The organism is Polaromonas sp. JS666, from assembly GCF_000013865.1.
Lineage (GTDB): Bacteria > Pseudomonadota > Gammaproteobacteria > Burkholderiales > Burkholderiaceae_C > Polaromonas.
Genome location: NC_007948.1, coordinates 4799433 through 4824568, shown reverse-complemented (window position 1 = coordinate 4824568; position 25136 = coordinate 4799433). Strand labels below are relative to the sequence as shown.

The window sequence follows — 25136 nt, the reverse complement described above, 5'->3', positions numbered from 1 at the left end:
GAAAAAGCCCGCTTCGTGCGGGCTTTTTGCTATCTTTTGAATCGCGCGTTTTGAGCGGTAAATCGGGCCAAGCGCATTATTTGACCAATAGTTCCGGCGTTGACCGGGTCGACACCGTCGGCAGGGTATTGGGCACGTTGCTGGCCGCAATCACCCCGCCACCCAGGCAGACATCGCCCTGGTACAGAACGGCCGACTGCCCGGGCGTCACGGCCCACTGGGGCTCGGCAAATACCAGTTCGCAATTCGCGGTCGTCGCGCTGCGCAGCTCGCAGGTGGCATCCACCTGCCGGTAGCGGGTCTTGGCGGCCATCAAGCCCGCGGCCGGCGCGGTACCCGCGACCCAGCTGCAGTCCTGCGCGCTGAGCACCGTGGACTGCAGCCACGGATGATCGTGGCCCTGTACCACCCACAAGGTGTTGGTGTCCAGGTCCTTGCGCGCCACAAACCAGGGCTCATGTTCACCGACGCCGCGCTGCCCGCGCGCCTGGGCGGCCTTGAGTTCTGCGCCTCGGGCCTTCACGCCGCCTATGCCCAGGCCCTGGCGCTGGCCCAGCGTGTAAAAAGACAGGCCCACATGCTTGCCCAGCACGCGGCCCCGGTCATTTTTAATCGGGCCGGGCGCCTTGGCGATGTAGCGGTTCAGGAAGTCGCGGAAGGGCCGCTCGCCGATGAAGCAGATGCCGGTCGAATCTTTTTTCTTCGCGTTCGGCAGGCCAATCTCGTCGGCAATGCGCCGCACTTCGGTCTTGTGCAGCTCGCCCACCGGGAACAGCGTTTTGGACAGTTGGGCCTGGTTCAGGCGGTGCAGAAAATAGCTCTGGTCCTTGGCCGGGTCCAGGCCCTTGAGCAGTTCGTGCAGTCCGGTGCTTTCATTTCTGCGAACCCTGGCGTAATGCCCCGTGGCGATCTTTTCGGCGCCCAGGCGCATCGCATGGTCCAGGAAGGCCTTGAACTTGATCTCGGCGTTGCACAGGATGTCGGGGTTGGGCGTGCGGCCGGCCTGGTACTCGCGCAGGAACTCGGCGAACACCCGGTCCTTGTAGTCGGCCGCGAAGTTGACGTGCTCAATCTCGATGCCGATCACATCGGCCACGGCTGCGGCGTCCACGAAGTCGATATTGGAGGAGCAGTACTCGCTGTCGTCGTCATCTTCCCAGTTTTTCATGAAGATGCCGATGACCTCATGGCCCTGCTGTTTCAGCAGGTAAGCCGTCACCGCTGAATCGACGCCGCCGCTTAAACCCACCACGATCCGTTGCTTGCTGTGTTGCTTGTCCATAGGTGTGCGATTATCCCGCGATGATGCAATTCCCACTTCAATGCGGTATTTCGTCCGCATCGTTCAGCAATGGCCGCTTACCCGCCAGCGTCAGCCGGGCGGTGCGAGCGGCGGAAAAATACAGCCTTGGCGTTAAAAACGCTGCTTGCTATGAATTAAAGAGCTACTTGCGCACGACTGGTGTGGGCTAAACGCCTATTTGATATGAATTCAATCGCTGGCCCCGCTACAGGGCCAGCGCGTCCGCGCGCGGAAGATACCGGCTGAGTGACCTCTTCCGCCAGGCTGGCCCGGGCGCTTAAAAGCTGTGGACGACGCCCGCCGAAACACCGGACGCGCTGCTCTTGAAGGCCGCGCCCTGGTAGCCGTTTTTCCAGCGGGTGTGATCAAGCTCGGCATAGGCGCGGGTGCGTTTGGAGAATTTGTATTCCAGGAAAGCCACGCTGCGGTTGAAGCCGTCGTCCACGGCCGCGGTGCGTGTGCGCTTGACCTGGTAATGCGCCAGGATCAGGTCCACGCTCGCGCCCAGCGGCACGGTGCCGCCCACGCCCAGCGTGCGGTTGCGGGTCTTGGCGGTGGCGGAGGTTTCGGCCTCATGGCTGCCATAGGTCAGCGCAATCTTGTTGCCGCCAATCATGGCGCTGGCGCCGCCCAGATAACCCTTGAGACTCAAGCCGGCCGCGTTCCTGAACTGCGCATACGACAGCGCGGCGGTGTAGCCGCCCGACTGGTAGCCCGCGCCCAGGCCCGAAGACGCTAGGCGCGACGAATTGCCGGCCTGTTCGCCAAAGGCATGCATGGCCCGCACGCTGAAATCACTGAAGCGGCCCACGTACTTGACCGAGTTGTCCAGCCGGTAAGCGCCGGTGGTGGAGCCTGCGGGGCCGAATTCGGTGGCCAGCCGGTGCGCGCTCAGGGCCGCAATGCCGATGTTGGGGTTGAAGCTGGCAAACCGGCTGCCCAGTGGGTCGGTGGCGCTCACCACGTCGGCCAGCACCGTGGTTTGCCGGCCCAGCGTGACGGTTCCCCAACTGCCTTGCAGGCCAACGATGGCCGCGCGGTCGAACAGCTTGGTGGCATTGGCCGAGGCACCGGTGTCGAGGTTGACGCCCGATTCGAGGTTGAAAATGGCCTTCAGGCCGCCGCCCAAGTCTTCCGACCCCCGAAAGCCGAACCGGCTGGTGGTGTTGATGCCACTGTTCACGGCGCTGCTGGAGTCTGCCGATCCGGCATAGGCGGCGGTCAGCCCGCTGCCGTAGCGCACGCCCGCATCGGCCACGCCATAGAGGGTGACGCTGCTTTGGGCATGGCCCGCGCTGGTTAATGCCAGCAATGACAGACCAAGCAGCGGGATGCGGCAGCCGGTGGAGTGAGTTTTCATGCGTTTGTCTCTTTCTTTTTTCTGAGGGTTAAAAATTCTTGAGATCAGGCTTTGCGCGCCGCCAATACCCGGTCCACCATGACGCCGGCCTGGCCCAGGTTGTTCATCGGGTCGCAGAAGGAGGCCAGCTGTTCGCGCGTGACATGTTTATTGATTTCAGGGTGCTCGGCCAGCAGTTCGATCAGTGGGCGTTTGAGCTTGAGCGCCTCGCGGCAGATGTCATACACCAGGTCGTGGGCGTATTCGCGGCCAATGAAGGGCCCCAGGCCCATCATCACGGCCTCGGACATCACCAGCCCGTGCGTCATGTCGATGTTGCGGCGCATCTGCACCGCATCGACTTCCAGGCCGCTCAGGATGAATTTCGTCTGCTTGAGCGCGCCCGACATGAGGCAGAAGATTTCGGGCATCGCGACCCATTCGATTTCCCACGGCCCGGTCGAGCGCTCATGGTCGGCCACCATGGCATCCATCAGGGAGGCGGCCAGCTGGCGCACGACCGAGATGTTGGCGTGGATGTAGAGGCACGAGATCGGGTTGCGCTTTTGCGGCATCGTGGACGACGAGCCGCGCCCCGGCGCGAAGGGCTCATAGACCTCGGCCACTTCCGTCTGCATCATCAGCTTGACGTCCATGGCTATCTTGCCGAGCGAGCCGCCGACCAGCCCGAGGAAGGCGCCGACTTCGGCGAAGTTGTCACGCACCGTGTGCCATGAAATCAGCGGCTGGCCCAGGCCCAGCTCTCTCATCAGCCCGGCCTGGGTTTCCATGGCGCCTTTTTCCAGCGAGGACAGGGTTCCCGACGCACCGCCAAACTCACCCACCAGCACGCGGGGTTTGAGTTGCTGCAGGCGCTCGCGATGGCGTTCAATGCCGGCCAGGATGCTGGCCATCTTGTAGCCGAAGGTGATGGGCGTGGCCTGCTGCAGGTTGCTGCGGCCAATGACGGGTGTGTTGCGGTGCGTGCGGGCCAGGTTGGCGAGGGCCGCCGAGATGTCTTTCAGGTCTTCTTCGACCAGCGCCAGGCCCTCGCGGATTTGCAGCACGGCGGCCGTGTCGGTGATGTCTTGTGTGGTGGCGCCCCAGTGGCAGTATTCGCCCAGCTTGTCCCTGCAGTTGGCATTGATCTGGTTGACTACCGCGATGATGGGATAGCCGATCTGTTCGGTCTTGGTCTTCAGCTGGGCCCAGTCAATCTGGTCGATATTGCAGTTCTTGACGATCTCGTCGGCCGCTTCCCTGGGGATGAGGCCGAGTTCGCCCTGCACCTTGGCGAGCGCGCGTTCGATGTCGAGGTACTTGGCGGTACGGTTTTCGTCGGACCAGACCTGGCGCATTTTGGCGTCGCTGAACATGTCGCCGAAAATTCTGGAATCAATGATGCTTGCGGGCATGGGGTTCTCCGTTTGGATTGATGTTTTTATTGGGGCCTGGACTTAATTCGTTCGGGCTGCTTGTGCAACGATGCGCTCAGCTTTCAGGACGATTGGGCGGTCCACCATTTTGCCGTCCACCTGTATTGCGTCGCCGGCAGACGTATTCCAGGCTTGCAGTACACGCTGTGCCCAAGCCAGCTCCTGGGCGCTGGGCGCCAGGGCGGTACGCGCCGCAGCTACTTGCGAAGGGTGAATGCACATCTTGGCGCCGAACCCCAAAGTGCGGGCGTTCGCCATATCGGTGGCCACGCGCGTGGCGTCGAGATCGGGCGTGACGCCGGCTACGGGCGATCCAATGCCTGCAGCGCGCGAGGCGATGGCAATTTGTGCGGCGGCGAACTGGAGTGCCAGGCTGCCTGCGGGAATATCCAGGTCCGCCATGTAATCCAGTGACCCAAAGGCCAGCCGCGTCACGCCGGGCGCTGCGGCAATCTCATGCAAGGCCACCACGCCGCGTGCGGTTTCAATCAGCGGCAGCACGGTTGCATCCTTGGGTAAACAGGCCAGCACCGCAGCGACCTGATTGGGTGTTTCGCATTTCGGCAACATCACGCAAAGCGCTCGCACCGTGCTGACCAGCGTTAGATCGTCGGCATGCCAGGGGGTGGCAGCATCATTGATGCGTATCAGCACCCGCTCGCGCGGCGCATCGCTATCAGCCATCCATTCCCCAATCGCGGTGCGAGCCGCCGCTTTGCATTCGGGCGCTACAGCGTCTTCCAGGTCGATGATGATGCGGTCAGCCCCCGAGGCCAGCGCCTTGGTGAAGCGCTCGGGGCGGTTGCCGGGCACGAACAGGTAGATCAGGGGTTCGCAGTCAGGCATGGTCACACGACACCTTCAGCGCGCAGATCCGCAATGCGCTCTGCGCTGTAACCATAGTGGCCCAGGATCGCATCGGTGTGCTGGCCCAGTGCGGGCACGGCATCCATGCGCGGCGCGCCATGTTGCCAGGAGCCCGGTGGCAGCAGGGCAGGAATCGGCCCTGCGGGTGTGGCCACCTCATGCCAGCGATCGCGAGCCCTGAGCTGCGGGTGCGCCCACACCTCGCTCATGGTGTTGACCTGCGCGTTGGCAATACCGGCCTGCTCCAGCCGCTGCGCCACCTGCTGGGCCGTGAGATGTGAAAAGGCTTCGATGATCAAGGCAGAGAGCACGGCTCGCTCTGTGCTGCGCTTGGCGTTGCTTAAAAAGCGTTTGTCGCTGGCCAGCGCGGGCTGCAACAAGACTTTTTCGCAAAACACTTTCCACTCTCGCTCGTTTTGCAGACCCAGCATCACGGTCTTGCCGTCACCCGCAGGAAAGGGGCCATAGGGATAAATGGTGGCGTGGCTGGCACCGGCGCGAGGTGGCGGGGCAGCGCCCTCAAAGGCGTAGTACAGCGGGTAGTTCATCCATTCGGTGAGCGACTCCAGCATGGACACGTCGATGCGTTGGCCTTCGCCGGTTTGCTGGCGATGCATCAGTGCCGCCAGAATGTTGGTGTAGGCGTACATGCCTGCGGCAATGTCGGCGATCGAGGGGCCAGCCTTGGAGGGCGTGTCGGGTGTGCCAGTGACCGACACAAAACCCGCTTCGCTTTGAATCAGCAGGTCATAGGCTTTTTTGTCGCGGTAGGGCCCGTCGCTGCCATAGCCCGAGATGTCGCAGACGATGATGCCGGGCTTGAGTTTGGCCAGCGCTTCATACGACAAGCCCAGACGCGCTGCTGCGCCGGGTGCGAGGTTTTGCACCACCACGTCGGCCTCTTCCAGAATGAGGCGCCGCAGGATTTTTTGTGCCTCGTCATGCTTCACATCGAGCGTGAGGCTTTCCTTGGAACGGTTGGTCCAGACGAAATGCGAGGCCAGGCCACGCACGCGTTCGTCATAGCCGCGCGCAAAGTCGCCCACGCCGGGGCGCTCGATTTTGATGACGCGTGCGCCCAGGTCGGCCAGCTGGCGCGTGGCAAAGGGCGCAGCAATCGCGTGCTCCAGGGTGACGACGGTAATGCCTTTGAGAGGTTGCATGGTTCGTTTCGTATTCAAGCCAGGGTGGCGGTGGCATCCATCGTGAGCCAGCCTTCATGGTCGCGGCCCCACAGACGCACGGTTTTGCCATCAGCTGACGGCTGGCCGTGGACAGAAAAAGGGTTGATGTCAAAGGTCGGCCGTACAGCTTTGAACTCAAAGCGCAGCACCTTCGCACCGGGTTGCTGGCGACGCAGCAAATCCATCAGCAGCGTGGCAATCAGGGGCCCGTGCACGATCAGGCCCGGATAGCCCTCTACCTCGGTGACGTACTTGCGGTCATAGTGAATGCGGTGGCCGTTGAAGGTCAGCGCCGAGTAGCGAAACAGCAGCACGTCGTCGGGCACGATGCGTCGTTCCCAGGCGGACGCAAGCGGTGCGGCCTGCGGCGGCGGTGGCACGTCGTCGGGGGTCGGCGCAGCGCGATAGACGATATTGTGGTGCTCGGTCAGCGCCACGGCCGCCGCGCCATTGCGACGGACCTCGTGACGCACGCGCACAAAAATCAGGCTGCCGGTACGGCCTGACTTTTCCTTCACGTCGGCAATGGTGGATGTGCGGGTCAGCGTGTCGCCAACCAGCAGCGGCTCATGAAACTCAAAGTCGCTGCCGGCCCACATGCGGCGCGGCAGCGGCACGGGCGGCAAAAAGCCGCCGCGTTTGGCATGACCATCCGCCCCGATTTCTGACTGCGGATAGATGGGCAGAAAGTACAGCCAGTGCCACAGGCTGGGCAGCGGTGTGCCGGGTGCCGGGCGAAGCGAGCCGGACGCAGTGGGCCAGTCCAGCGTGGCGGACAACGCTGCGTAAGGTGTGGCGGTGGCGATGTCTTCCACCGTTTCGCTGCGGCCAATCCAGTTTTGCAAGTTCATGAAAATTCCCTGCGTGATCTTTCTGATCTACCGCTTATTCGACTTTGATTTTGGCTGCTGCGACAACGCCTTTCCAGCGCGCAACTTCTTTCTGCACCAGGGTTTTCAACTGCTCGGGTGTGCCGGTTTCGACTTCAGCGCCCTGGTCCTCGATTTTTTTCTGAACCGCCTTGTCGGCCAGAACACTGTTCATTTCGCGGTTGAGCCGGTCGATCACGGCCTTGGGCGTTTTTGCGGGTGCGAACATGGCGTACCACTGTGACATGCTGACATTGGCTATGCCCTGTTCGGCCAGTGTGGGCACATCGGGCAATATGGCCGAGCGCTTGTCGCCTGCAATACCCAGTGCCTTGAGTTTGCCGCCCTTGACTTGCGGGTAGGCCGTGAACAGGCTGGGGAACATGAACTGCGTGTTGCCCGCAATGGTGTCCACCACGGCGGGGGCCGAGCCCTTGTAAGGAACGCTCACCACGTCCAGCCCGGCCGACAGTTTGAACAGCTCACCGGCGATGTGCGGTGCGGTGCCGTTGCCGGCCGAGGCATAACTGAAGGTGCCCGGCTTGGCCTTGATCAGTTGCACCAGTTCCTTGACGTTCTTGGCGGCGACTCCATTGTGAGCGACCAGCACGGTCGGCGAAGCAGCCACCATGCCGATCGGCTCGAAATCCGTCACCGGGTCGTACTTGAGTTTTTGCAGCGCCGGGTTGATGCCGTGGGTGGCGATATAGCCAAACATGATGGTGTAGCCATCGGGCGCGGCGCGTGCCACAAATTCGCTGGCAATGGCGCCGTTGGCGCCGGCCTTGTTTTCAACAATGACAGCTTTTCCAAGCCGTGTGCTGAGGCCTTGTCCAATGATGCGCGCCATCGCGTCATTGGCGCCACCGGCGGCGGTGGGCACCACAATGGTGACGGTTTTTTCGGGCCAGGCTTGTGCCAGCACCTGGCCGGAAGCCGTGGCGAGAAGCGCCATGGAAAGCCCGGTCAACCAGGGCGTGAAGGGCATTGATTGCCTGGAAGGCGTCAATGAGAGGGGCAGGGCGATGTGTGGATGCGGCATGTGAGTCTCCTTCGGTTGGGCTTCGGGTCAGGAGGTTGACCCGTGCTTTGGACTTAATCATCCGGTTATCCTGCTTGCGTGTAAATTGCAATTTTTGCTACGATTGCTGCATGGCACGCATTAATTTTGATTTGCAGCAATTGCAGGGTTTTGTGGCCGTGGCCGAGCGGGGCAGCTTTCGCGCGGCGGCCGAGCACATCAACCTGTCGTCCCCGGCGCTGAGCCGGCGCATCGACAAACTCGAAACCATCCTGGGGGCGCGCCTGTTCAACCGCACCACGCGCGAGGTTGAACTCACGCCGCTGGGCCGGGTGTTCCTGGAGCGCGCGCGCACCGCGCTGGACGACCTGGAATCGGCCATGCTCGGTATTGCCGACATCGCCACTCACCGGGGTGGGCGCGTGACGGTAGCCTGCGTGCCGTCGGCCGCCTTGTACTTTTTACCGACGGTGGTGAGCAATTTTTCTCAGCACTATCCCGGCATCCGGGTACGGGTGGTGGATGAGACGATGAACCAGGTGCTGCAAAGCGTGCTGTCAGGCGAATCCGACTTTGGCATCGGCTTCATGAATACGCTGGTGCCCGAGATCGCCTTCGAGTCCATCCACAACGATCCATTTGTGCTGGCGATGCGGCGTGAACATCCGCTGGCCAGGCACAAGTCGGTGAACTGGGCGGATGTGGAGAAGGAGAGCCTGATTGCCGTGGCCCGCAGCAGCGGCAACCGCCAGCTGCTGGATGATTCACTGACCAAGGCAGGTTTGAACCCGAGCTTCGCGTTCGAGGTCAGCCACGTTGCGACCTTGCTGGGCATGGTGGAGGCTGGCCTGGGTTTGGCGGCAGTGCCACGCATGGCGCTGGCAAGCACGCACGCCACTCTGGTGGGGCTGCCCTTGCGTCAGCCACAAACCGTGCGCAGGGTGGGTCTGCTGACACGCCACGGCGTCAAGCTGCGGCCAGCAGCCGAGATGTTTCACCAGCATCTGCGCAGGGCACTGAAGACCCGTAAATCGGCCACTGCCGATCCGGCCTGAGGGCTGGGACCGTGTAGCACCGTTTAAAGCTGCATGCGCAGCAGGGGGCAATCTGCTGGCTACTCGACCATCTGCGTTTCCATCCGCAGACCCGTCTGCTGGACAACCTGCCGCCACTTATGCCGTTCGGTGAGCAGCAGGCTGTGCAACTCCGCCGGGGTGCTGGTCTGCACATGGGCACCGTCAGCGTCGAAGCGGGCCATGATTTCCGGGTCTTGCAACACGGTGTTGAGCGCGTGGTTCAACTGCGCCAGCACCGGCGCTGGCGTTTTGGCCGGCGCAAACAAGGCATACCACTGTGTCAACTCGACCCCTGCGACCCCCGCCTCGGCCAATGTGGGCAGGTCGGGCAGGCTGGACAGGCGCGCCGGCCCGGCCACCGCCAGCGCCCGGAGCTTGCCGCTGCGCAAATAAGGCTGGGCGGTAAAGAGGCTGGGGAACATCAGTTGGGCGTTGCCGCGTACGGTGTCGGCAATGGCGGGCGCAGCGCCGGCATAGCCCATGCCGGGCAGCGTGATGCCGGTGTGGAGTTTGAACAATTCGGCGGCCAGGTGAGGTGCCGTGCCTTCGCCGGCCGAGGCATAGCTGAAGCGGCCGGGCTGGGCCTGAATCAGGGCAATCAGCTCCGCCACGCTACGCGCCGGAAGGTCTGCATGGACGACCAGCAGCGTGGGCGAGTGGCCGACCAGGCCGACCGGCGAGAAATCGGCCACCGGGTCATAACGCAGCGCCTGCAACGCCGGGTTGATGCCATGGGTGGCAATGTAGCCAAACATCAGGGTATGGCCGTCGGGTTGGGCATGCGCCACATATTCGCTGGCAATGCTGCCATTGGCCCCGGCGCGGTTGTCCACCGTCACGGCCTGGCCCAGCAAGGGGCCGAGTTTGCGTGTCAGCGTGCGGGCCATGGTGTCGTTGCCGCCACCGGCGCTGGTGGGCACGATGATGAGGATGTCTTTGCTGGGGAATGGCCTGGCCACCTCGACGCTTGCTGTGGGCTCCGGGCTGGACCGGGGAAACACATAGTCGGGCAGGTGCAGTTCGCCCTGCATGATTTTCCGGGCGGTGCGCACCAGCGCGGCACGCTGTATCGTGGCGTCCTGCCCTTGGCCTTCCAGCTCGACTTCAATGTCAATTTGCCCGGCCGGGTGCAACACCGTCAGCGGGTGTTTGCCAGGCGGCCGGTTCATGCCGCTGGCGACGGTGCCGGGCAAGGCAAAGGCGGTCGCCACGCCGATAGCACCGGTGACGGCATGCGACGCATGGCAGCGCCTGGGGGTGAAGTAGCGCGAAGTGATGCTGAGCGGGCCGTCGCCGGCGCTGACCAGCACCGGTTTGGGGATCACGCTGTCTGACACATCACCCAGGCCCATGCGGGCACCGGCAATGCGGCGCAGGGCCTCGATTCGCTCCAGCAGTGCCGTATTGGAATCGAGTTGTGCAGGCCGCTCGCGGCCCGTCAGGCCCAGGTCGCTGGCACGCAGGATCATCAAGGGCATGGCCGCGTCGATGCAGGTGAGTTCCAGTCCGTCGATCACATCAATGCGCTGCCCGGTCGGGAACAGCTTGCCGGTGATGGCGCCCCAGGCATCCAGAAAGTTCAGCAAAATCGGGGCGGCGGTCCCGGCCACGCCATCAATCCGAGCATCGCCCTCGTAGCTGACCCGTCCGCCCGGCGTGCAGACGGTGACGTCAATGCGGGCGCCCGTGTTGACATTGAAAATTCGCGCCGTGGTGTGGCCGTCCTGTGCCGGGATCAAGCCCTGTTCTATGGCAAACGGGGCGACACCGGACAACATGTTGCCGCAGTTGGGCCGGGTGTCCACCGACTGGTGGCCGACACCAACCTGGGCAAACAGGTAGTCCAGATCGCAACCGGGCTGGCTGGAGCGTGACACGATGGCGACCTTGCTGTTGAGCGTGCTGCCGCCCCCCAAACCGTCGAGTTGCAACGGGTCCGATGCGCCTATCGCGCCAATCAGGGCCTGGTCGCGGGCTTCATCGCCCTCGGGCAGCCATTCCCGCAAAAAGAAGGGGCCGCGCGAGGTCCCGGCGCGCATCAGGACGCAGGGTATTTTTCGGTTCAGCATGGCGGGTCTTGGGGCCACCGGCATTTAAAAGCGGCGATTGGTTTCAACATCTGGTTTCCTTTGTATGGCTGGGCCTGATGCTCCCGGCGTTTCAGGTGAAGGGTGTCGCCAATTGCATTGCCACTACGGCGGGCACGCACAAGGGCGTTGATGACAGGTGCATTGTTCGCAAGTGGTGCTGCGTTGTAAATTGCATTTTTTGAATATATTGGTGCGTCGCGTGCACCAATCAACGCGCATGGACGGTGGTGAGGTGGTCAGCTTTATGGGCAGCCCGGTGCCCGGCGTGCAGGCTTTGTGCTGCGAGCACCCGCTGGCGGCGCGCAAAACCCTGGCCTGGGCGGAGCTGGAGAGCGAGCGGCTGATTGCCGTGGCGCGCTCCAGCGGCAACCGCCAGCTGCTGGACGATGCGCTGGCCAAGGCCGGCATCAATCCGTCCTACCACTTTGAAGTCAGCCATATCGCCACGCTGCTCGGCATGGTGGAGGCGGGGCTGGGCCTGGCCGCGGTGCCGCGCCTGGCGCTGCCGCCCGCGCATCCGGCGCTGGTCGGCATCGCACTGCGCCGGCCGTCGGTGTCCCGCGTGCTGGGTCTGGCCACCCGCCGCGGCGCGGCCCTGCGCGCGCCGGCGGCCATGTTCCACGACTACCTGCGCGCCGCGCTCAAGGCGCGGCGCTGAGCGCATGGGCTTGCTGTGTTGGAAGCGCCCGGAGTAAGAAATTGAACTGACCTGTAGCCATTATGGGGCGGGTACGGGAAGCTATGAATACTGTAGCAATACCGAGGAGTCCGTGGTGATCAGGTCCAGCGGGTAACGCCGTCCGGCCAGATAGTCCTCCATGCAGGTCAGCAGCAGGGGGCTGCGGTGCAGGTGGGCGCAGGCCCGGATCTCGTCGGCGGTGAGCCACACCGTGCGCACAATGCCTTCGTCCAGCGCCTGGCCGGGCACATGCTCGCCGAGTTCTCCGCAGAAGGCAAAGCGCAGGTAGGTGATGTCCAGCGGCGAGGCCCGTCCGGCCGAGGCCTGCTCAAAGCGCGAAAGGTAGATGCCGACGATGGCCGTGGGCTTGAAATGAAAGGCGGTCTCTTCCAGGGTTTCGCGGGCGCAGGCCTGCTCGGGGCTCTCCCCGGGGTCCAGGTGGCCCGCCGGATTGTTCAGCCGCAGGCCGTCCCGGGTCTGCTCTTCCACGAGCAGGAATTTCCGGGCGCCGCCGAAATCGCGTTCAATCACCGCAGCGACCGTGACGCTGGGTTTCCATCGTTTGTTCATGGGGTGATTATCCGTGTCGCCCGTACCCCCCCCCCCCGTGTTCCCGTCCCGCCGCGGTGAACCCCTGGCCGGCAAGCTGCTCCGGATCAGCTTCTGGCCGGAGGCTGGCCACCCGCCACGCCGGCAAACCCCTGGGCAAAACTCTGGCGCAGGTGTTCGACAAAGCACTGGACGGCCTTCGGCACCTGCGGCGACCAGGGCCGCAGGGCATAAATGCGTTCGCCAAAGAATCCCTGCGCCTGCCAGTCAGGCAGCACCTGCACCAGCGGTGGGTGTTTTTCGCGGGCCGCGCGCCGCGCTGGGCCGCCCCGAGCAAGCGCAGCCCCCTCGGGGGGCAGCGTATTACACGAAGTGAAAAGCGTGGGGGCACATCCTTCCGGCAGGCTGAAGTCGGGCAGCAGGCCTATGCCCAGGCCTGCCAGCAGGGCGTCCCGCAGCACTTCACTGTTGTTCGCCTTGAGCGTGCCGGTGATGGTCACGCCCACCCGTTCGCCCGATTTGCGTTTGCTGTTGCGCACAAACGTCCAGCTGCCGGCATGGCTGCCGCCCAGGTACAGCAGGCAGTCGTGCGAGGTCAGCTCGGACGGGTGCGACGGCGTGCCCCGGCGCTGCAGGTAGTCGGGGCTGGCGAGCAGGAAGGAACGGGTTTCGCACAGCACCCAGGCCACATGCGTCTCGGGCGGCGTGTTGGTGTGCCGGATGGCCAGGTCAAAGCCTTCGTTGGCCAGGTTGACGAAGCGGTCGGTCAGTTCCAGCTCGATGTGGATATCGGGAAAGCGCTTCAGGAAGGCGGCTACGCAGGGTGCCAGGTGCTGGCGGCCCAGTGCCACCGGCGCGGTGACCCGGATCAGGCCGCGCGGCGTGCCGACGAGGTCCCGGACCGCGGTGTAGCTCTCGCTGATCCGGTTGAATGCCGGCTGCATCTCATTGACCAGCTGCTGGCCCGCCTCGGTCAGGCCGACGGAGCGCGTGGTCCGGCGTACCAGCGAAACGCCGGCGGCGCGCTCCAGCTCGCTGATGCGCGTGCTGGCCGAGGCCTTGGAGACGCCCAGGCGGCGTGCCGCCTCGGTGAAGCTGCGGGTGGCCGCTAGGACCGTCAGGAGGTGAAGGTCGGCCACAAGCGGGGAGAGCTGGTCTGACGACATGGCGAGGCTCCAGTATCTGGCATTGTTCAGGAATATGAACAATGTAATCAGTAAACAGGGCATTATCAAATTGGGCGGAGAGTCTTAGACTTGGTTCAAGCCTCCCATCAACGCCCAGACTTGGCCGAATCAGGCCTTAAAGGATTGCACATGTCTTTATCTCCTTCAGCAAGCGCTCCTCAGGCGATTGGCCACTACCTCAACGGACGCATCACCGCGGGCGCGTCCGGTCGCAGCCAGGAAGTCTTCAACCCTGCCACGGGCGCCGTGTCGGGCCACGTGGCGCTGGCCAGCCCGGCGGATGTGGACACGGCAGTCGCCGCCGCGCAGGCTGCCTTTCCCGCTTGGGCCGACACGCCGCCGATACGCCGTGCCCGCGTCATGTTCCGGTTTCTTGAGTTGCTCAACGCGAACAAGGACAAGCTGGCCCACATGATCACCGCCGAACACGGCAAGGTGTTCACCGATGCCCAGGGCGAAGTCTCGCGCGGCATCGACATCGTGGAATTCGCCTGCGGCATCCCGCAGCTCCTGAAAGGCGACTTCACCGACCAGGTCTCTACCGGCATCGACAACTGGACGCTGCGCCAGCCGCTGGGTGTGGTGGCCGGCATCACGCCGTTCAACTTCCCGGTGATGGTGCCCATGTGGATGTTCCCGGTGGCCATTGCCGCTGGCAACAGCTTCATCCTCAAGCCCAGCCCGATCGACCCCAGCCCCAGCCTCTTCATGGCCGAGCTGCTCAAGCAGGCGGGCCTGCCGGACGGCGTATTCAATGTGGTCCAGGGCGACAAGGAGGCGGTCGATGCCTTGCTGGTGCACCCGGATGTCAAGGCCGTGTCCTTCGTCGGCTCGACGCCGATTGCCAACTACATCTATGAAACCGGCGCCCGCCATGGCAAACGCGTGCAGGCATTGGGCGGTGCCAAGAACCACATGGTGGTGATGCCGGATGCGGACCTGGAACAGGCGGTGGACGCGCTGATCGGTGCGGGCTACGGCTCGGCCGGCGAGCGCTGCATGGCGATTTCCGTGGCGGTGCTGGTCGGCAACGTGGCCGACAAGCTCATTCCCATGCTGCAGGCGCGCGCCAAAACACTGGTCGTCAAGAATGGCGTGAACCTTGATGCGGAAATGGGCCCCATCGTCACGGCCGCGGCGCACCAGCGCATCACCGGCTACATCGACCAGGGTGTCAAGGAAGGCGCCAAACTGCTGGTGGATGGGCGCACGTTCACCGGCGCCAGCGCGGGGCCCGGGTGTGACCAGGGCTTCTGGATGGGTGGCACGCTGTTTGACCATGTGACACCCGACATGCGCATCTACAAGGAAGAAATCTTCGGCCCGGTGCTGGGCTGCGTGCGCGTGAAGGATTTTGGCGAGGCGGTCAACCTGATCAACGCCCATGAGTTTGGCAACGGCGTGAGCTGCTTTACGCGCGACGGCCACGTGGCGCGCGAGTTCAGCCGGCGCATCCAGGTTGGCATGGTGGGCATCAACGTGCCGATTCCGGTGCCCATGGCCTGGCACGGCTTTGGTGGCTGGAAGAAGAGCCTGTTTGGCGACATGCACGCTTACGGGGAAGAAGGTGTGCGCTTTTACACCAAGCAGAAGTCCATCATGCAGCGCTGGCCCGAGAGCATTGGCAAGGGCGCCGAGTTTGTGATGCCGACCGCCAAATAAGCCGGCAGGTGGCGCAGACGTGTCTCTGCACGTCTGCCTCTGCGTGGCCGCCAAACCAGTTCTCTCAAGGGTGCGGGCCCGGCCCCCGCACCCGTTTGTCCGATGGGTCTGGTGGACATGGGGTGTGGCGTCGCCGCATCAAAAAACTGTAGACTGCCCGGGCCAAATTTTCAGAAATCTCATGTAAGCTTGCCGACAGGTTTAAATTCCCTGTCAGGCTCCTGGGTGAGCTGAAGTAAATAATCGCGCCAAAAAAACTAATCCACTGAGGAGAGACCCATGCTGATTGGGGTACCTGCCGAAATCACGGCCGGAGAGACTCGCGTTGCCATCACGCCGGAAACGGCCAAAAAGCTCAAGGCTCAGGGGCACACCGTTCGCGTCCAGTCCGGCGCCGGCGTCGCCGCCAGCGTTCCAGACGATGCCTACACCGCGGTGGGGGTCGAGATCACCGACGCCGCGGGTGCCTATGCGGCGGACATCGTGCTCAAGGTGCGCTGCCCGGTGGACGGCGAAATGGCGCATGCCAAGGCCGGCGGCGTGTTGGTCGGCATGCTCAACCCCTTTGATGCGACCGGCCTGCAGCGGCTGGCCGCCGCGGGGCTGACCTCCTTTGCCCTGGAAGCGGCGCCGCGCACCAGCCGGGCCCAAAGCATGGACGTGCTGTCTTCGCAGGCCAACATTGCCGGCTACAAGGCCGTGATGATGGCGGCTGAACAGTACCAGCGGTTTTTTCCCATGCTGATGACCGCGGCCGGCACGGTCAAGGCGGCTCGCGTGGTGATCCTGGGCGTCGGTGTCGCCGGGCTGCAGGCGATTGCCACGGCCAAGCGCCTGGGCGCCGTGATCGAGGCCAGCGACGTGCGCCCCAGCGTGAAAGAACAGGTCGAGTCACTCGGCGCCAAATTCATCGACGTTCCCTATGAAACCGACGAGGAACGCGAGGCCGCCGTCGGCGTGGGCGGCTATGCCAAACCCATGCCGCCCAGCTGGCTGGAGCGGCAAAAGGCCGAAGTGGCCAAACGCGTGGCCCAGGCCGACGTGGTCATCACCACCGCCCTGATTCCAGGCCGCCCCGCCCCCGTGCTGGTGACCGAAGAGATGGTCAAAGCCATGAAGCCCGGCAGCGTGATCGTCGATCTGGCAGCGCCGCAGGGCGGCAACTGCCCGCTGACCGAGCCCGGCCAGACCGTCATCAAGCACGGCGTCACGCTGGTTGGCCAGACCAATGTGCCGGCACTCGTGGCGGCCGACGCCAGCGCGCTCTACGCCCGCAACCTGATCGACTTCCTCAAGCTCATCATCACGAAAGAGGGCGCCCTGAATGTCGACCTGGAAGACGACATCGTGGCGGCCTGCCTGATGACGCAGGGCGGTGAAGTCAAGCGCAAGTAGGCTCTGGCGGCAACGCCAGCAAGAAACAAAACCATTTCGGAATCAATCGGGCCAGCCGGGCCACACCAGTCTCAAGCCCGCTACCGCTACCGCCACCTCACGGAGAAGACCATGGATGCAGTGTCACCCACCATCATCAACCTGATTATTTTCGTTCTGGCCATCTACGTGGGTTACCACGTGGTCTGGACCGTGACGCCCGCCCTGCACACGCCGCTGATGGCCGTCACCAATGCCATCTCGGCGATCGTGATCGTCGGCGCCATGCTGGCCGCTGCACTGACCGAAACGCCGCTGGGCAAAACCATGGGCGTACTGGCCGTGGCGCTGGCGGCCGTCAACATCTTCGGCGGCTTTCTGGTGACGCGCCGGATGCTGGAGATGTTCCGCAAGAAAGAAAAGAAAGTGGCCGCGCCCGCTGAAGGAGCCGCCAAATGAGCATGAACCTCGTCACGCTGCTGTACCTGGTGGCCTCTGTTTGCTTCATTCAGGCGCTCAAGGGCCTGTCGCACCCCACCAGCTCCATCCGCGGCAACCTGTTCGGCATGGTCGGCATGGCCATTGCCATGCTGACCACGGCCGCGCTGATCGTCGAAATCTCGGGCGGCAAGGCCCTCGGCATGGCTTATGTACTGGTGGGCCTGGTGGTCGGCGGGGGCTATGGCGCCTGGCGCGCCAAGACGGTCGAAATGACCAAGATGCCCGAGCTGGTCGCCTTCTTCCACAGCATGATTGGCTTGGCCGCGGTCTTCATCGCCGTGGCCGCCGTCGCCGAGCCCTACGCCTTTGGCATCGCGGCCAAAGGCAGCCCCATCCCCACCGGCAACCGGCTGGAGCTGTTCCTCGGCGCGGCCATTGGCGCCATCACCTTCAGCGGCTCGGTGATCGCCTTCGGCAAACTCTCGGGCACTTACAAGTTCCGCCTGTTCCAGGGCGCGCCGGTGCAGTTTGCCGGCCAGCACAAGCTCAACCTGATCCTGGGCCTGCTGACCATCGGCCTGGGGCTGGTGTTCATGTTCACGGGCAGCTGGCCAGCCTTTTTCGCGATGCTGGCGCTGAGCTTCGTGATGGGCGTGCTCATCATCATCCCGATCGGTGGCGCCGACATGCCGGTGGTGGTGTCCATGCTCAACAGCTATTCGGGCTGGGCCGCGGCCGGCATCGGTTTTTCCCTGAACAACTCGATGCTGATCATTGCTGGCTCGCTGGTCGGCTCGTCGGGTGCGATTCTCTCGTACATCATGTGCAAGGCGATGAACCGCTCCTTCTTCAACGTGATCCTGGGCGGCTTCGGCGGCGAGGCGGGCACTGCCGTGGCCGGCACGAAAGAGCAGCGCCCGGTCAAGTCCGGCTCGGCCGATGACGCCGCCTACATCCTGGGCAACGCCGAAACCGTGATCATCGTTCCCGGCTACGGCCTGGCGGTGGCGCGCGCGCAGCATGCGGTGAACGAGCTGGCCGAAAAACTCATTCACCGCGGCGTCAACGTGAAGTACGCCATCCACCCGGTGGCCGGCCGCATGCCGGGCCACATGAACGTGCTGCTGGCCGAGGCCGAGGTGCCCTACGACCAGGTGTTCGAGATGGAAGACATCAACGGTGAGTTTGGGCAGGCCGACGTGGCGATCATTCTGGGTGCCAACGACGTGGTGAATCCGGCCGCGCTCACCAAGGGCAGCCCGATCTACGGCATGCCGATTCTCGAGGCGTACCGGGCCAAGACCGTCATCGTCAACAAACGCTCCATGGCGGCCGGCTACGCGGGCCTGGACAACGAGTTGTTCTACATGGACAAAACCATGATGGTGTTTGGCGATGCCAAAAAGGTGATTGAGGACATGGGCAAGGCGATCGAGTAAACAGGCGAGTAAACGGAAACGGGCGAGTAAAAGCGGGCTGTGGCCGCACCGGGGGCCATCCATGCCGGCTCCCGGACAGCGAGGGTTCCTCCTTCCCACCCGCTGGATGAAGGGCGCCAAGGCCCCCGGATTAGAGGGCTTCCCCTTCTGATTTCTCCGGTTTCCTAGGGAAAACGCACTAGCCACGAAGAGGGCGGGCCATGAGAATTCGTGGCACAGACAACCGTGATGGAGAAGACAAGCATGAATGCAGCGACCCTTGATCGCCCGTGGCTCAAAGCCTACCCGGCGGGCGTGCCTGCGGACATTGACAGTTCGCAATACCCGTCGCTGGTGGCCTTGATGGAGGAAAGCTTCCAGAAGTATGGCAGCCGTGTGGCTTACAGCTTCATGGGCAAAGATGTCACCTTCGGCCAGACGGACAGCCTGTCTGTCGCCTTCGCTGTCTATCTGCAGGGCCTGGGCCTGCTCAAGGGTGACCGCATCGCCATCATGATGCCCAATGTGCCGCAGTATCCGGTCGCTGTGGCCGCCATCCTGCGCGCTGGCTATGTGGTGGTCAACGTCAATCCGCTCTACACGCCGCGCGAACTGGAGCACCAGCTCAAGGACTCCGGTGCCAAGGCCATCGTCATCATCGAGAACTTTGCCCACGTGCTGGAGCAGTGCATCGCCACCACGCCAATCAAGCACGTGGTGCTGTGCGCCATGGGCGACCAGCTGGGCATGCTCAAGGGCGCGCTGGTCAACTATGTGGTGCGCAACGTCAAGAAGATGGTGCCCGCCTTCAACCTGCCCGGCGCCGTGCGCTTCAACGACGCCGTGGCCCAGGGCACGCGTGGCACGCTCAAGCGCCCGGACATCAAGCCCGACGATGTGGCCGTGCTGCAGTACACCGGCGGCACCACCGGCGTTTCCAAGGGTGCGGTGCTGCTGCACCGCAATGTGATTGCCAACGTGCTGCAGTCCGAAGCCTGGAATGGCCCGGCCATGGCCAGCCTGCCCGCGGGCGAGCAGCCCACCTATGTCTGCGCGCTGCCGCTGTACCACATCTTCGCCTTCACGGTGAACATGATGCTGGGCATGCGCACCGGCGCCAAAAACATCCTGATCCCCAATCCGCGCGATCTGCCGGCCGTGCTCAAGGAGCTCTCCAAGCACACGATCAACAGCTTTCCTGCTGTCAACACACTGTTCAACGGCCTGGCCAACCACCCCGACTTCAACACCGTCGACTGGTCCCACCTGAAGATTTCGGTCGGCGGCGGCATGGCCGTGCAAAGCTCGGTGGCCAAGCTGTGGCTGGAAAAAACCGGTTGCCCCATCTGCGAAGGTTACGGCCTGTCCGAAACCTCGCCATCTGCCAGCTGCAACCCGACGAACAGCAAGGCCTTTACCGGCACCATCGGCGTGCCGATTCCCAGCACCTGGTTCAAGCTCATCGACGACGACGGCAATGAAGTGCCGCCCGGCCAGCCCGGCGAGATTGCCATCAAGGGGCCGCAGGTGATGGCTGGCTACTGGCAGCGTCCGGACGAGACCGCCAAGGTCATGACGCCCGACGGTTACTTCAAATCCGGTGACATCGGCGTGCTTGATGAAAATGGCTTCTTCAAGATCGTTGACCGCAAGAAAGACATGATCCTGGTGAGCGGTTTCAATGTCTACCCCAACGAGATCGAGGACGTCGTTGCCAGGCTCGATGGCGTGATGGAGTGCGCCTGCGTGGGGGTGGCCGACGAAAAATCGGGTGAAGCCGTCAAGCTGGTGATCGTCAAGAAAAACCCTGAACTGACGGAAGCCCAGGTGCGCGAATACTGCAAGGCCAACCTTACCGGCTACAAGCAGCCCAAGGTGGTTGAGTTTCGGGCCGACCTGCCCAAGACGCCGGTTGGCAAAATCCTTCGCCGCGAGCTGCGCGACAAAAAGTGAGCGGCGCGAACAAGTTTTAGAGCCTGCAAAGGTTTTCTACGGGGCGGCGCAAGTCGCCCCTTTTTATGCCTGCGCGGTTTTACCCCGGCCTTTGTGTGCAAAATCTGCCCATGCCGCTCAACGCCCTCCCTCCCGCCGTACCGATTGCCATCCTCAGTGCACTGCTTGAGGAGCAGCACGGCCTCATGGAGTTGCTGCAGCAACCGCACAAGGTGACCCACGCGGGACGTGACTTCTGGTTGGGCGACCTGCACGGCCGGCCGGTGGTACTGGCCCTGTCCAAAATTGGCAAGGTAGCCGCCGCTACCACCGCCACAGCCCTGATCGAACGCTTCGCGGTCAGCCGTATCGTGTTTACCGGCGTGGCGGGCGGCCTGGGTAACGGCGTTAACGTGGGTGATGTCGTGGTCGCTACCGATTTTGTACAGCATGACCTGGATGCCTCGCCGCTCTTTCCGCGCTACGAGGTGCCGCTGTACGGCAAGACCCGTTTCGAAGGCGACCCCGCCTTGACGGCCCTGCTGTTCGATGCCGCCCGCACGGCGCTGGCAAGTGGCCACGCCAGCCAGGCATTTCCGGGTGCCCGCGTCCACCGGGGCCTGCTGGCCAGTGGTGACCGGTTTGTCTCAGGCGCCCAGGAATCCGGCGCATTGCGCGCGGCGCTGGCCGCTGCCGGCCATGAGGTGCTGGCGGTGGAGATGGAGGGGGCGGCCGTGGCACAGGTTTGCCATGACTATGGCGTGCCGTTTGCCGCAGTCCGCACGATTTCAGACCGTGCAGACGACAGCGCTCACGTCGATTTTCCGCGCTTTGTGAAGGAAGTGGCGCGCCATTACGCCCATGTGATTGTTGAGCGATTGTTGATTTCGCTGTAAACAAAATCGCCGGTTGCGACCGTCGTATTCCGTACTCGTACTGGTTGGGCTGAGAGCTTTTCTGAGATCTGGCGGGCGGGTTGTCTCGCGGCCTGCTACCTGGGCAAGACACAGCGGTGCGCCCGGAATCACCTCGACCTGAACCGGGTGAGCCGGCACCCATCCCCCAACCCTGCCAGAATTCCAGGAATGCAGTTTTTCAAAGACCTCAATCTCGCGGCCATCACCGGTTTGCTGACCGCCTTTCCCAAGGAGCTGGTGGCGGCCGCGGTCCGGGAAGAGTCCCATCGTGAAGCGGCGCTTATCACATTTCTCGCGACGCTGTCGGGCGTGGTCATCGCGGGCGTCGGCTCGGCCTTCTGGGGTGTGGTCGCCGGCGCGATGGCGCTGTTTGTACAACAATACGGGCAAGCGCGCCGTGCGCCCTTGCCGCACCCCGCAACAGATTCACCGACCATCTCCATGCCATGAACATACTTTTTGTTGCCGATTCGCTGGCATCTTTCAAGATCTACAAAGACACCACGTTTGCCATGATGCGGGAGGCGCAGCGGCGCGGGCACCGCATCAGCGCCTGCGAGCCGCAGGACATGAGCTGGCAAACCGGCGACCGGGTGACGGCCCAGGTGCGCCACATCAGGCTGACCGGCGACGCCGATATCTGGTTTGTGCAGGATGCGGCACGGCCCGACCGACGCGAGGCTGTGGCGGCTTTTGATGCCGTGGTGATGCGCAAGGACCCACCGTTTGACAGCGAGTATTTCTATAGCACGCACCTGCTGGAGCAGGCCGAGCGCGAAGGGGCGAAAGTTTTCAACAAGCCGCGTGCCCTGCGCGACCACCCTGAAAAGCTCGCCATCCTGGAGTTCGCGCAGTTCAGCGGGCCGACGCTGGTCACGCGCAGCGCGTCGGACATCAAGCGCTTTCACACTGAGCACCAGGACATCATCCTCAAGCCGCTCGACGGCATGGGCGGCATGGGCATCTTCCGCGTGAAGGAAGACGGCCTGAACCTGGGCAGCATCACCGAGACGCTGAACAAAAACGGCGCGCAAAGCGTGATGGTGCAGAAGTTCCTGCCCGAGATCGCCAAGGGCGACAAGCGCGTGCTGGTGATTGGCGGCAAACCGGTGCCCTTCAGCCTGGCGCGCATTCCGCAGGGCAGCGAGGTGCGCGGCAACCTGGCCGCCGGCGGCCTGGGGGTGGCGCAGCCCCTGTCCGCGCGCGACTTTGAAATTGCCAATGCGCTGGGTCCGGTGCTCGCTGCGCGCGGCCTGCTGCTGGCCGGCGTGGACGTGATTGGCGACTATGTGACCGAGATCAACGTCACCAGTCCCACCTGCTTCCAGGAAATCCACGACCAGACCGGCTTTGACGTCCCGGCAATGTTTATCGACGCCCTGGAGCAGGCGCTGAAAAGTTGACCGGCAACCCCTTGCCGGCGCTGATCAGGCGTTGATCAGGCGTTGATCAGAGCGCCGTCCTCGAACACCTTGAGTTCGCCGGGGGCAAAAGCCGTCCAGTTTTCGTTGGTGGTGAGCGGCGCCGTGACGACCACGGCCACCCGGTCGTTCGGGCTGGTTTGCTCGGCAAAGTTGACGCTCACGTCTTCGTCGCTCAGGGTGGCATGGGTAAACGGGTGGCGGCGCTCCACGTAGCACAGACTGGTCGACGCATGGGCCCACAGCGCCTGGCCGTTGCTCATCAGGAAATTGAAGGTGCCGTGCGGCGCAATCTGCGCCGCCAGCTCGCGCAGCGTGATGCTCAGCTCCCGCACGCTGGGCACGCCGGCATGGGACTTGGCCAACTCCTGCATGATCCAGCAAAAAGCCCGTTCGCTATCGGTGGTGCCGACGGGCCGGAAACTGCCATGCAGCCGCGGCGCAAAATCTTTCAGGTCGCCATTGTGCGCAAACACCCAGTAGCGGCCCCACAACTCGCGCACAAAGGGGTGGCAGTTTTCCAGCGCCACCCGGCCCTGCGTGGCCTTGCGGATGTGCGCGATGACGTTGCGGCTTTTGATCGGGTAGCGGCGAATCAGGTCTGCCACCGGCGACTCGCAGGCCGGCTGGTGGTCGACGAAATGGCGCAGGCCCTTGTCACTGTCTGCACTGCCCGAGCCTTCAAAAAATGCAATGCCCCAGCCGTCGGCGTGCTGGTCGGTGTGCCCGCCACGCTGCGCAAAACCACGAAAGCTGAAGGTCACGTCCGTCGGCGTGTTGCAGTTCATTCCCAGCAATTGGCACATGGTCAATCCGCCTTCGAGGGCTGGGGCAAGGGCGCTGGCACAGGTGCCGGCGCCTTGAGTTGCCAGGCCGCCACCATGGCCAGCGCGCACAGGGCAGCCAGCATCAGGAATGCCTCGTTAAAGGCCGCCAGTCGCGCGGCGCTGCCGACTGGGTTGGCCAGTGAATCGCCATGCGCGGCCAGCCGCGACTCCAGCACAATGCCGCACAGGCTCACGCCGATCGCACCGCCCAGCATGCGCAGGAAATTGATGGCGCTGGCACCCTGGGACAGCAGGTGTTCATGCAGGGGCCGCAGCGAGCCGAGGTTCAGCGAGGGCAGGATGAAGCCCAGCCCGATGCGCCCCAGTGTTGCCCAGAGCATCAGCAGCCACAGCGCCGACGCCAGGGTCACGCTCAGCATCAGCGCGAACGACGCAGCCAGCAGCGCCAGACCGATGCTGACCAGCAGCCAGGTCGGGTGCCGGTCGGCCAGCCGGCCCACGCCGGCGATGGTGGCGGCCAGCACCAGGCCGGCGGGCAACAGGATGGTGCCCACATGCGAGGCCGACAGGTTCAGGCCCAGCTGCATGTATACCGGCAGCAGGTAGGTGGAGCCGAACAGCGCCGTGCCGTAAATAAAGGCCACGATGCTGCCCATGGCGAAGGGGCGGTAGCCGAAGAGGGCCAGGTTCATCAGCGGCGCGCCGCCCGCGGCGGCCAGGCGGCGCTGCCACCCCACAAATACCAGCAGCGCGGCTGCGGCTGCGCCCAGCAGCCCCAGCGCCGCCAGCCGGTTGCCGCCATGCAGTTCCACCATGCCGTTGAGCAGGCTCAGCGTGCCGACGGCGGCCAGCAGCAGGCCGCGCCAGTCAATCATGACGCCGTTGCGGTTGGCCGCCACGCCGCCGGGTGCGGTGACCGGCACATAGCGCCAGGCCATCCACAGCGACACCAGGCACAGCGGCACCACCATGAAGAAAATCGAGCGCCAGCCAAACAGGTCGACGAGGATGCCGCCGATGCTGGGCCCCAGGGCCGGGGCCAGCACCACGCCCATGCCGAAGAGGCCGCTGGCGCGGCCCTGCTCGTGCGGACCGAAGGCGCGCATGATGATGATGGCCGGAATCGGCTGCACGATGCCGGCGGCCAGCCCCTCGGCCACGCGCGCACCCAGCACCAGGCCAAAGCTGTTGGCCAGGCCGCCGACCATGCCGCCGGCCATCAGCAGCAGCATGGTGCCGGCGTAGGTGCGGCGGTAGCCATAGCGCGCCAGCAGCCACGGCGTGGTGAGCATGGAGACCGTCATGGCCGCCATGAAGCCGGAACTGACCCATTGCGCACGCTCCTGCCCCAGCGTGAAATGCTGGCTCATGTCGGGAATCGCCACATTGACGATGGTCGACGACATGATCGAGGCCATGGTGCCTATCATCACCGACAGCAGCAACAGCCAGCGGTAACGCGGGCCGTAGCGCGCCTGCATGTCGGCGAGCGAGGAGGGGGCGGCGGGGGCGGTCACAAAAAGATCCGTCGGATGTATGCCAGCCGATTGTGCCAGCTGCCTGCGTCGCTGTCCGGGTTCCGG

Annotated in this window: 21 protein-coding genes and 1 pseudogene; 10 read left to right on the top strand and 12 right to left on the bottom strand. The window is 63.9% G+C overall.

All coding sequences use genetic code 11. The features are described from left to right. Positions 1 to 76: 76 nt before the first annotated feature. From mnmA to BPRO_RS22775, 7 genes are all read right to left on the bottom strand, one after another. A complete protein-coding gene (gene mnmA / locus BPRO_RS22805; RefSeq protein WP_041389029.1) occupies positions 77 to 1282 on the bottom strand; it encodes a tRNA 2-thiouridine(34) synthase MnmA in 1206 nt (401 codons plus the stop codon). Between the two features lie 298 nt (positions 1283 to 1580). Continuing rightward, a complete protein-coding gene (locus BPRO_RS22800) occupies positions 1581 to 2663 on the bottom strand; it encodes a porin (protein ID WP_011485430.1) in 1083 nt (360 codons plus the stop codon). Between the two features lie 44 nt (positions 2664 to 2707). Further along, positions 2708 to 4057, bottom strand: a complete 1350-nt coding sequence (locus tag BPRO_RS22795; RefSeq protein WP_011485429.1) for a class-II fumarase/aspartase family protein — start codon at positions 4055 to 4057, stop codon at positions 2708 to 2710. Positions 4058 to 4099: 42 nt separating this feature from the next. Beyond that, a complete protein-coding gene (locus BPRO_RS22790; protein WP_011485428.1) occupies positions 4100 to 4924 on the bottom strand; it encodes an HpcH/HpaI aldolase/citrate lyase family protein in 825 nt (274 codons plus the stop codon). A 2-nt stretch (positions 4925 to 4926) separates the two neighbouring features. Next, a complete protein-coding gene (locus BPRO_RS22785; protein WP_011485427.1) occupies positions 4927 to 6108 on the bottom strand; it encodes a CaiB/BaiF CoA transferase family protein in 1182 nt (393 codons plus the stop codon). A gap of 14 nt (positions 6109 to 6122) precedes the next feature. Next, positions 6123 to 6980 (bottom strand): FAS1-like dehydratase domain-containing protein, encoded by an 858-nt coding sequence (locus BPRO_RS22780; RefSeq protein WP_011485426.1) that lies wholly within the window; start codon positions 6978 to 6980, stop codon positions 6123 to 6125. Between the two features lie 34 nt (positions 6981 to 7014). Beyond that, entirely contained in the window at positions 7015 to 8040 is a 1026-nt protein-coding gene (locus BPRO_RS22775; RefSeq protein ID WP_011485425.1) for a Bug family tripartite tricarboxylate transporter substrate binding protein, read from the bottom strand. A gap of 110 nt (positions 8041 to 8150) precedes the next feature. Between BPRO_RS22775 and BPRO_RS22770 the strand changes: the two genes are divergently transcribed. Continuing rightward, a complete protein-coding gene (locus tag BPRO_RS22770; protein WP_011485424.1) occupies positions 8151 to 9074 on the top strand; it encodes a LysR family transcriptional regulator in 924 nt (307 codons plus the stop codon). Between the two features lie 59 nt (positions 9075 to 9133). Here the strand turns inward: BPRO_RS22770 and BPRO_RS22765 are convergent, their stop codons facing one another. Beyond that, positions 9134 to 11164 carry a 4-oxalomesaconate tautomerase gene (locus tag BPRO_RS22765; RefSeq protein WP_232291450.1) on the bottom strand — a complete coding sequence of 677 codons (2031 nt, stop codon included), beginning with the start codon at positions 11162 to 11164 and terminating at the stop codon, positions 9134 to 9136. A 220-nt stretch (positions 11165 to 11384) separates the two neighbouring features. Between BPRO_RS22765 and BPRO_RS22760 the strand changes: the two genes are divergently transcribed. Continuing rightward, the gene (locus tag BPRO_RS22760) at positions 11385 to 11843 is read left to right on the top strand and encodes a LysR substrate-binding domain-containing protein (RefSeq protein WP_232291449.1); all 459 of its coding nucleotides are present in this window, start codon (positions 11385 to 11387) and stop codon (positions 11841 to 11843) included. 81 nt (positions 11844 to 11924) lie between these two features. On the opposite strand, the gene BPRO_RS22755 is transcribed toward BPRO_RS22760, so the two are convergent. Both BPRO_RS22755 and BPRO_RS22750 read right to left on the bottom strand, forming a co-directional pair. After that, entirely contained in the window at positions 11925 to 12434 is a 510-nt protein-coding gene (locus BPRO_RS22755; protein ID WP_041389027.1) for an NUDIX hydrolase, read from the bottom strand. A gap of 86 nt (positions 12435 to 12520) precedes the next feature. Beyond that, on the bottom strand, positions 12521 to 13579 hold the full coding sequence (locus BPRO_RS22750; RefSeq protein WP_011485421.1) for a LysR family transcriptional regulator: 1059 nt from the start codon (positions 13577 to 13579) through the stop codon (positions 12521 to 12523). A 150-nt stretch (positions 13580 to 13729) separates the two neighbouring features. On the opposite strand from BPRO_RS22750, the gene BPRO_RS22745 reads away from it, so the two are divergent. The 8 genes and pseudogenes from BPRO_RS22745 (at position 13730) to gshB (ending at position 22747) form a co-directional block, all read left to right on the top strand. Beyond that, positions 13730 to 15262 carry a CoA-acylating methylmalonate-semialdehyde dehydrogenase gene (locus BPRO_RS22745; RefSeq protein ID WP_011485420.1) on the top strand — a complete coding sequence of 511 codons (1533 nt, stop codon included), beginning with the start codon at positions 13730 to 13732 and terminating at the stop codon, positions 15260 to 15262. A 279-nt stretch (positions 15263 to 15541) separates the two neighbouring features. Then, positions 15542 to 16657: a Re/Si-specific NAD(P)(+) transhydrogenase subunit alpha gene (locus tag BPRO_RS22740; protein WP_011485419.1), complete on the top strand. Its 1116-nt coding sequence runs from the start codon at positions 15542 to 15544 to the stop codon at positions 16655 to 16657. 111 nt (positions 16658 to 16768) lie between these two features. Further along, complete coding sequence (locus BPRO_RS22735) at positions 16769 to 17095, top strand: NAD(P) transhydrogenase subunit alpha (RefSeq protein WP_011485418.1); 327 nt, start codon at positions 16769 to 16771, stop codon at positions 17093 to 17095. Next, positions 17092 to 18516, top strand: a complete 1425-nt coding sequence (locus tag BPRO_RS22730) for an NAD(P)(+) transhydrogenase (Re/Si-specific) subunit beta (protein ID WP_011485417.1) — start codon at positions 17092 to 17094, stop codon at positions 18514 to 18516. The genes BPRO_RS22735 and BPRO_RS22730 overlap by 4 nt, the downstream gene beginning before the upstream one ends. Positions 18517 to 18759: 243 nt before the next feature. Next, positions 18760 to 20448 (top strand): long-chain-fatty-acid--CoA ligase, encoded by a 1689-nt coding sequence (locus BPRO_RS22725; RefSeq protein WP_011485416.1) that lies wholly within the window; start codon positions 18760 to 18762, stop codon positions 20446 to 20448. Positions 20449 to 20558: 110 nt separating this feature from the next. Next, entirely contained in the window at positions 20559 to 21323 is a 765-nt protein-coding gene (locus BPRO_RS22720) for a 5'-methylthioadenosine/adenosylhomocysteine nucleosidase (RefSeq protein ID WP_049764162.1), read from the top strand. A 216-nt stretch (positions 21324 to 21539) separates the two neighbouring features. Further along, positions 21540 to 21794: pseudogene (locus BPRO_RS22715) on the top strand (benzoate/H(+) symporter BenE family transporter); the annotation flags it as partial. Then, complete coding sequence (gene gshB, locus BPRO_RS22710; RefSeq protein ID WP_011485414.1) at positions 21791 to 22747, top strand: glutathione synthase; 957 nt, start codon at positions 21791 to 21793, stop codon at positions 22745 to 22747. The pseudogene BPRO_RS22715 and the gene gshB, both read left to right, overlap by 4 nt. Before the next feature lie 35 nt (positions 22748 to 22782). Here gshB and BPRO_RS22705 read toward each other — a convergent pair whose 3' ends face one another. Together BPRO_RS22705 and BPRO_RS22700 are read right to left on the bottom strand one after the other, a co-directional pair. Then, complete coding sequence (locus BPRO_RS22705; RefSeq protein ID WP_011485413.1) at positions 22783 to 23571, bottom strand: class II glutamine amidotransferase; 789 nt, start codon at positions 23569 to 23571, stop codon at positions 22783 to 22785. A 2-nt stretch (positions 23572 to 23573) separates the two neighbouring features. Continuing rightward, positions 23574 to 25034 carry an MFS transporter gene (locus tag BPRO_RS22700; protein WP_049764291.1) on the bottom strand — a complete coding sequence of 487 codons (1461 nt, stop codon included), beginning with the start codon at positions 25032 to 25034 and terminating at the stop codon, positions 23574 to 23576. Positions 25035 to 25136 lie beyond the last annotated feature (102 nt).

What these genes read in the sequence shown, in the direction of transcription:
- BPRO_RS22795 (WP_011485429.1), bottom strand. Translation starts at nt 4,057, where the DNA reads ATGCCCGCAAGCATCATTGATTCCAGAATTTTCGGCGACATGTTCAGC.
- BPRO_RS22800 (WP_011485430.1), bottom strand. Translation starts at nt 2,663, where the DNA reads ATGAAAACTCACTCCACCGGCTGCCGCATCCCGCTGCTTGGTCTGTCA.
- BPRO_RS22750 (WP_011485421.1), bottom strand. Translation starts at nt 13,579, where the DNA reads ATGTCGTCAGACCAGCTCTCCCCGCTTGTGGCCGACCTTCACCTCCTG.
- BPRO_RS22755 (WP_041389027.1), bottom strand. Translation starts at nt 12,434, where the DNA reads ATGAACAAACGATGGAAACCCAGCGTCACGGTCGCTGCGGTGATTGAA.
- BPRO_RS22720 (WP_049764162.1), top strand. Translation starts at nt 20,559, where the DNA reads ATGCCGCTCAACGCCCTCCCTCCCGCCGTACCGATTGCCATCCTCAGT.
- mnmA (WP_041389029.1), bottom strand. Translation starts at nt 1,282, where the DNA reads ATGGACAAGCAACACAGCAAGCAACGGATCGTGGTGGGTTTAAGCGGC.
- gshB (WP_011485414.1), top strand. Translation starts at nt 21,791, where the DNA reads ATGAACATACTTTTTGTTGCCGATTCGCTGGCATCTTTCAAGATCTAC.
- BPRO_RS22730 (WP_011485417.1), top strand. Translation starts at nt 17,092, where the DNA reads ATGAGCATGAACCTCGTCACGCTGCTGTACCTGGTGGCCTCTGTTTGC.
- BPRO_RS22770 (WP_011485424.1), top strand. Translation starts at nt 8,151, where the DNA reads ATGGCACGCATTAATTTTGATTTGCAGCAATTGCAGGGTTTTGTGGCC.
- BPRO_RS22765 (WP_232291450.1), bottom strand. Translation starts at nt 11,164, where the DNA reads ATGCTGAACCGAAAAATACCCTGCGTCCTGATGCGCGCCGGGACCTCG.
- BPRO_RS22745 (WP_011485420.1), top strand. Translation starts at nt 13,730, where the DNA reads ATGTCTTTATCTCCTTCAGCAAGCGCTCCTCAGGCGATTGGCCACTAC.
- BPRO_RS22785 (WP_011485427.1), bottom strand. Translation starts at nt 6,108, where the DNA reads ATGCAACCTCTCAAAGGCATTACCGTCGTCACCCTGGAGCACGCGATT.
- BPRO_RS22775 (WP_011485425.1), bottom strand. Translation starts at nt 8,040, where the DNA reads ATGCCGCATCCACACATCGCCCTGCCCCTCTCATTGACGCCTTCCAGG.
- BPRO_RS22740 (WP_011485419.1), top strand. Translation starts at nt 15,542, where the DNA reads ATGCTGATTGGGGTACCTGCCGAAATCACGGCCGGAGAGACTCGCGTT.
- BPRO_RS22790 (WP_011485428.1), bottom strand. Translation starts at nt 4,924, where the DNA reads ATGCCTGACTGCGAACCCCTGATCTACCTGTTCGTGCCCGGCAACCGC.
- BPRO_RS22725 (WP_011485416.1), top strand. Translation starts at nt 18,760, where the DNA reads ATGAATGCAGCGACCCTTGATCGCCCGTGGCTCAAAGCCTACCCGGCG.
- BPRO_RS22780 (WP_011485426.1), bottom strand. Translation starts at nt 6,980, where the DNA reads ATGAACTTGCAAAACTGGATTGGCCGCAGCGAAACGGTGGAAGACATC.
- BPRO_RS22735 (WP_011485418.1), top strand. Translation starts at nt 16,769, where the DNA reads ATGGATGCAGTGTCACCCACCATCATCAACCTGATTATTTTCGTTCTG.
- BPRO_RS22705 (WP_011485413.1), bottom strand. Translation starts at nt 23,571, where the DNA reads ATGTGCCAATTGCTGGGAATGAACTGCAACACGCCGACGGACGTGACC.
- BPRO_RS22700 (WP_049764291.1), bottom strand. Translation starts at nt 25,034, where the DNA reads ATGCAGGCGCGCTACGGCCCGCGTTACCGCTGGCTGTTGCTGCTGTCG.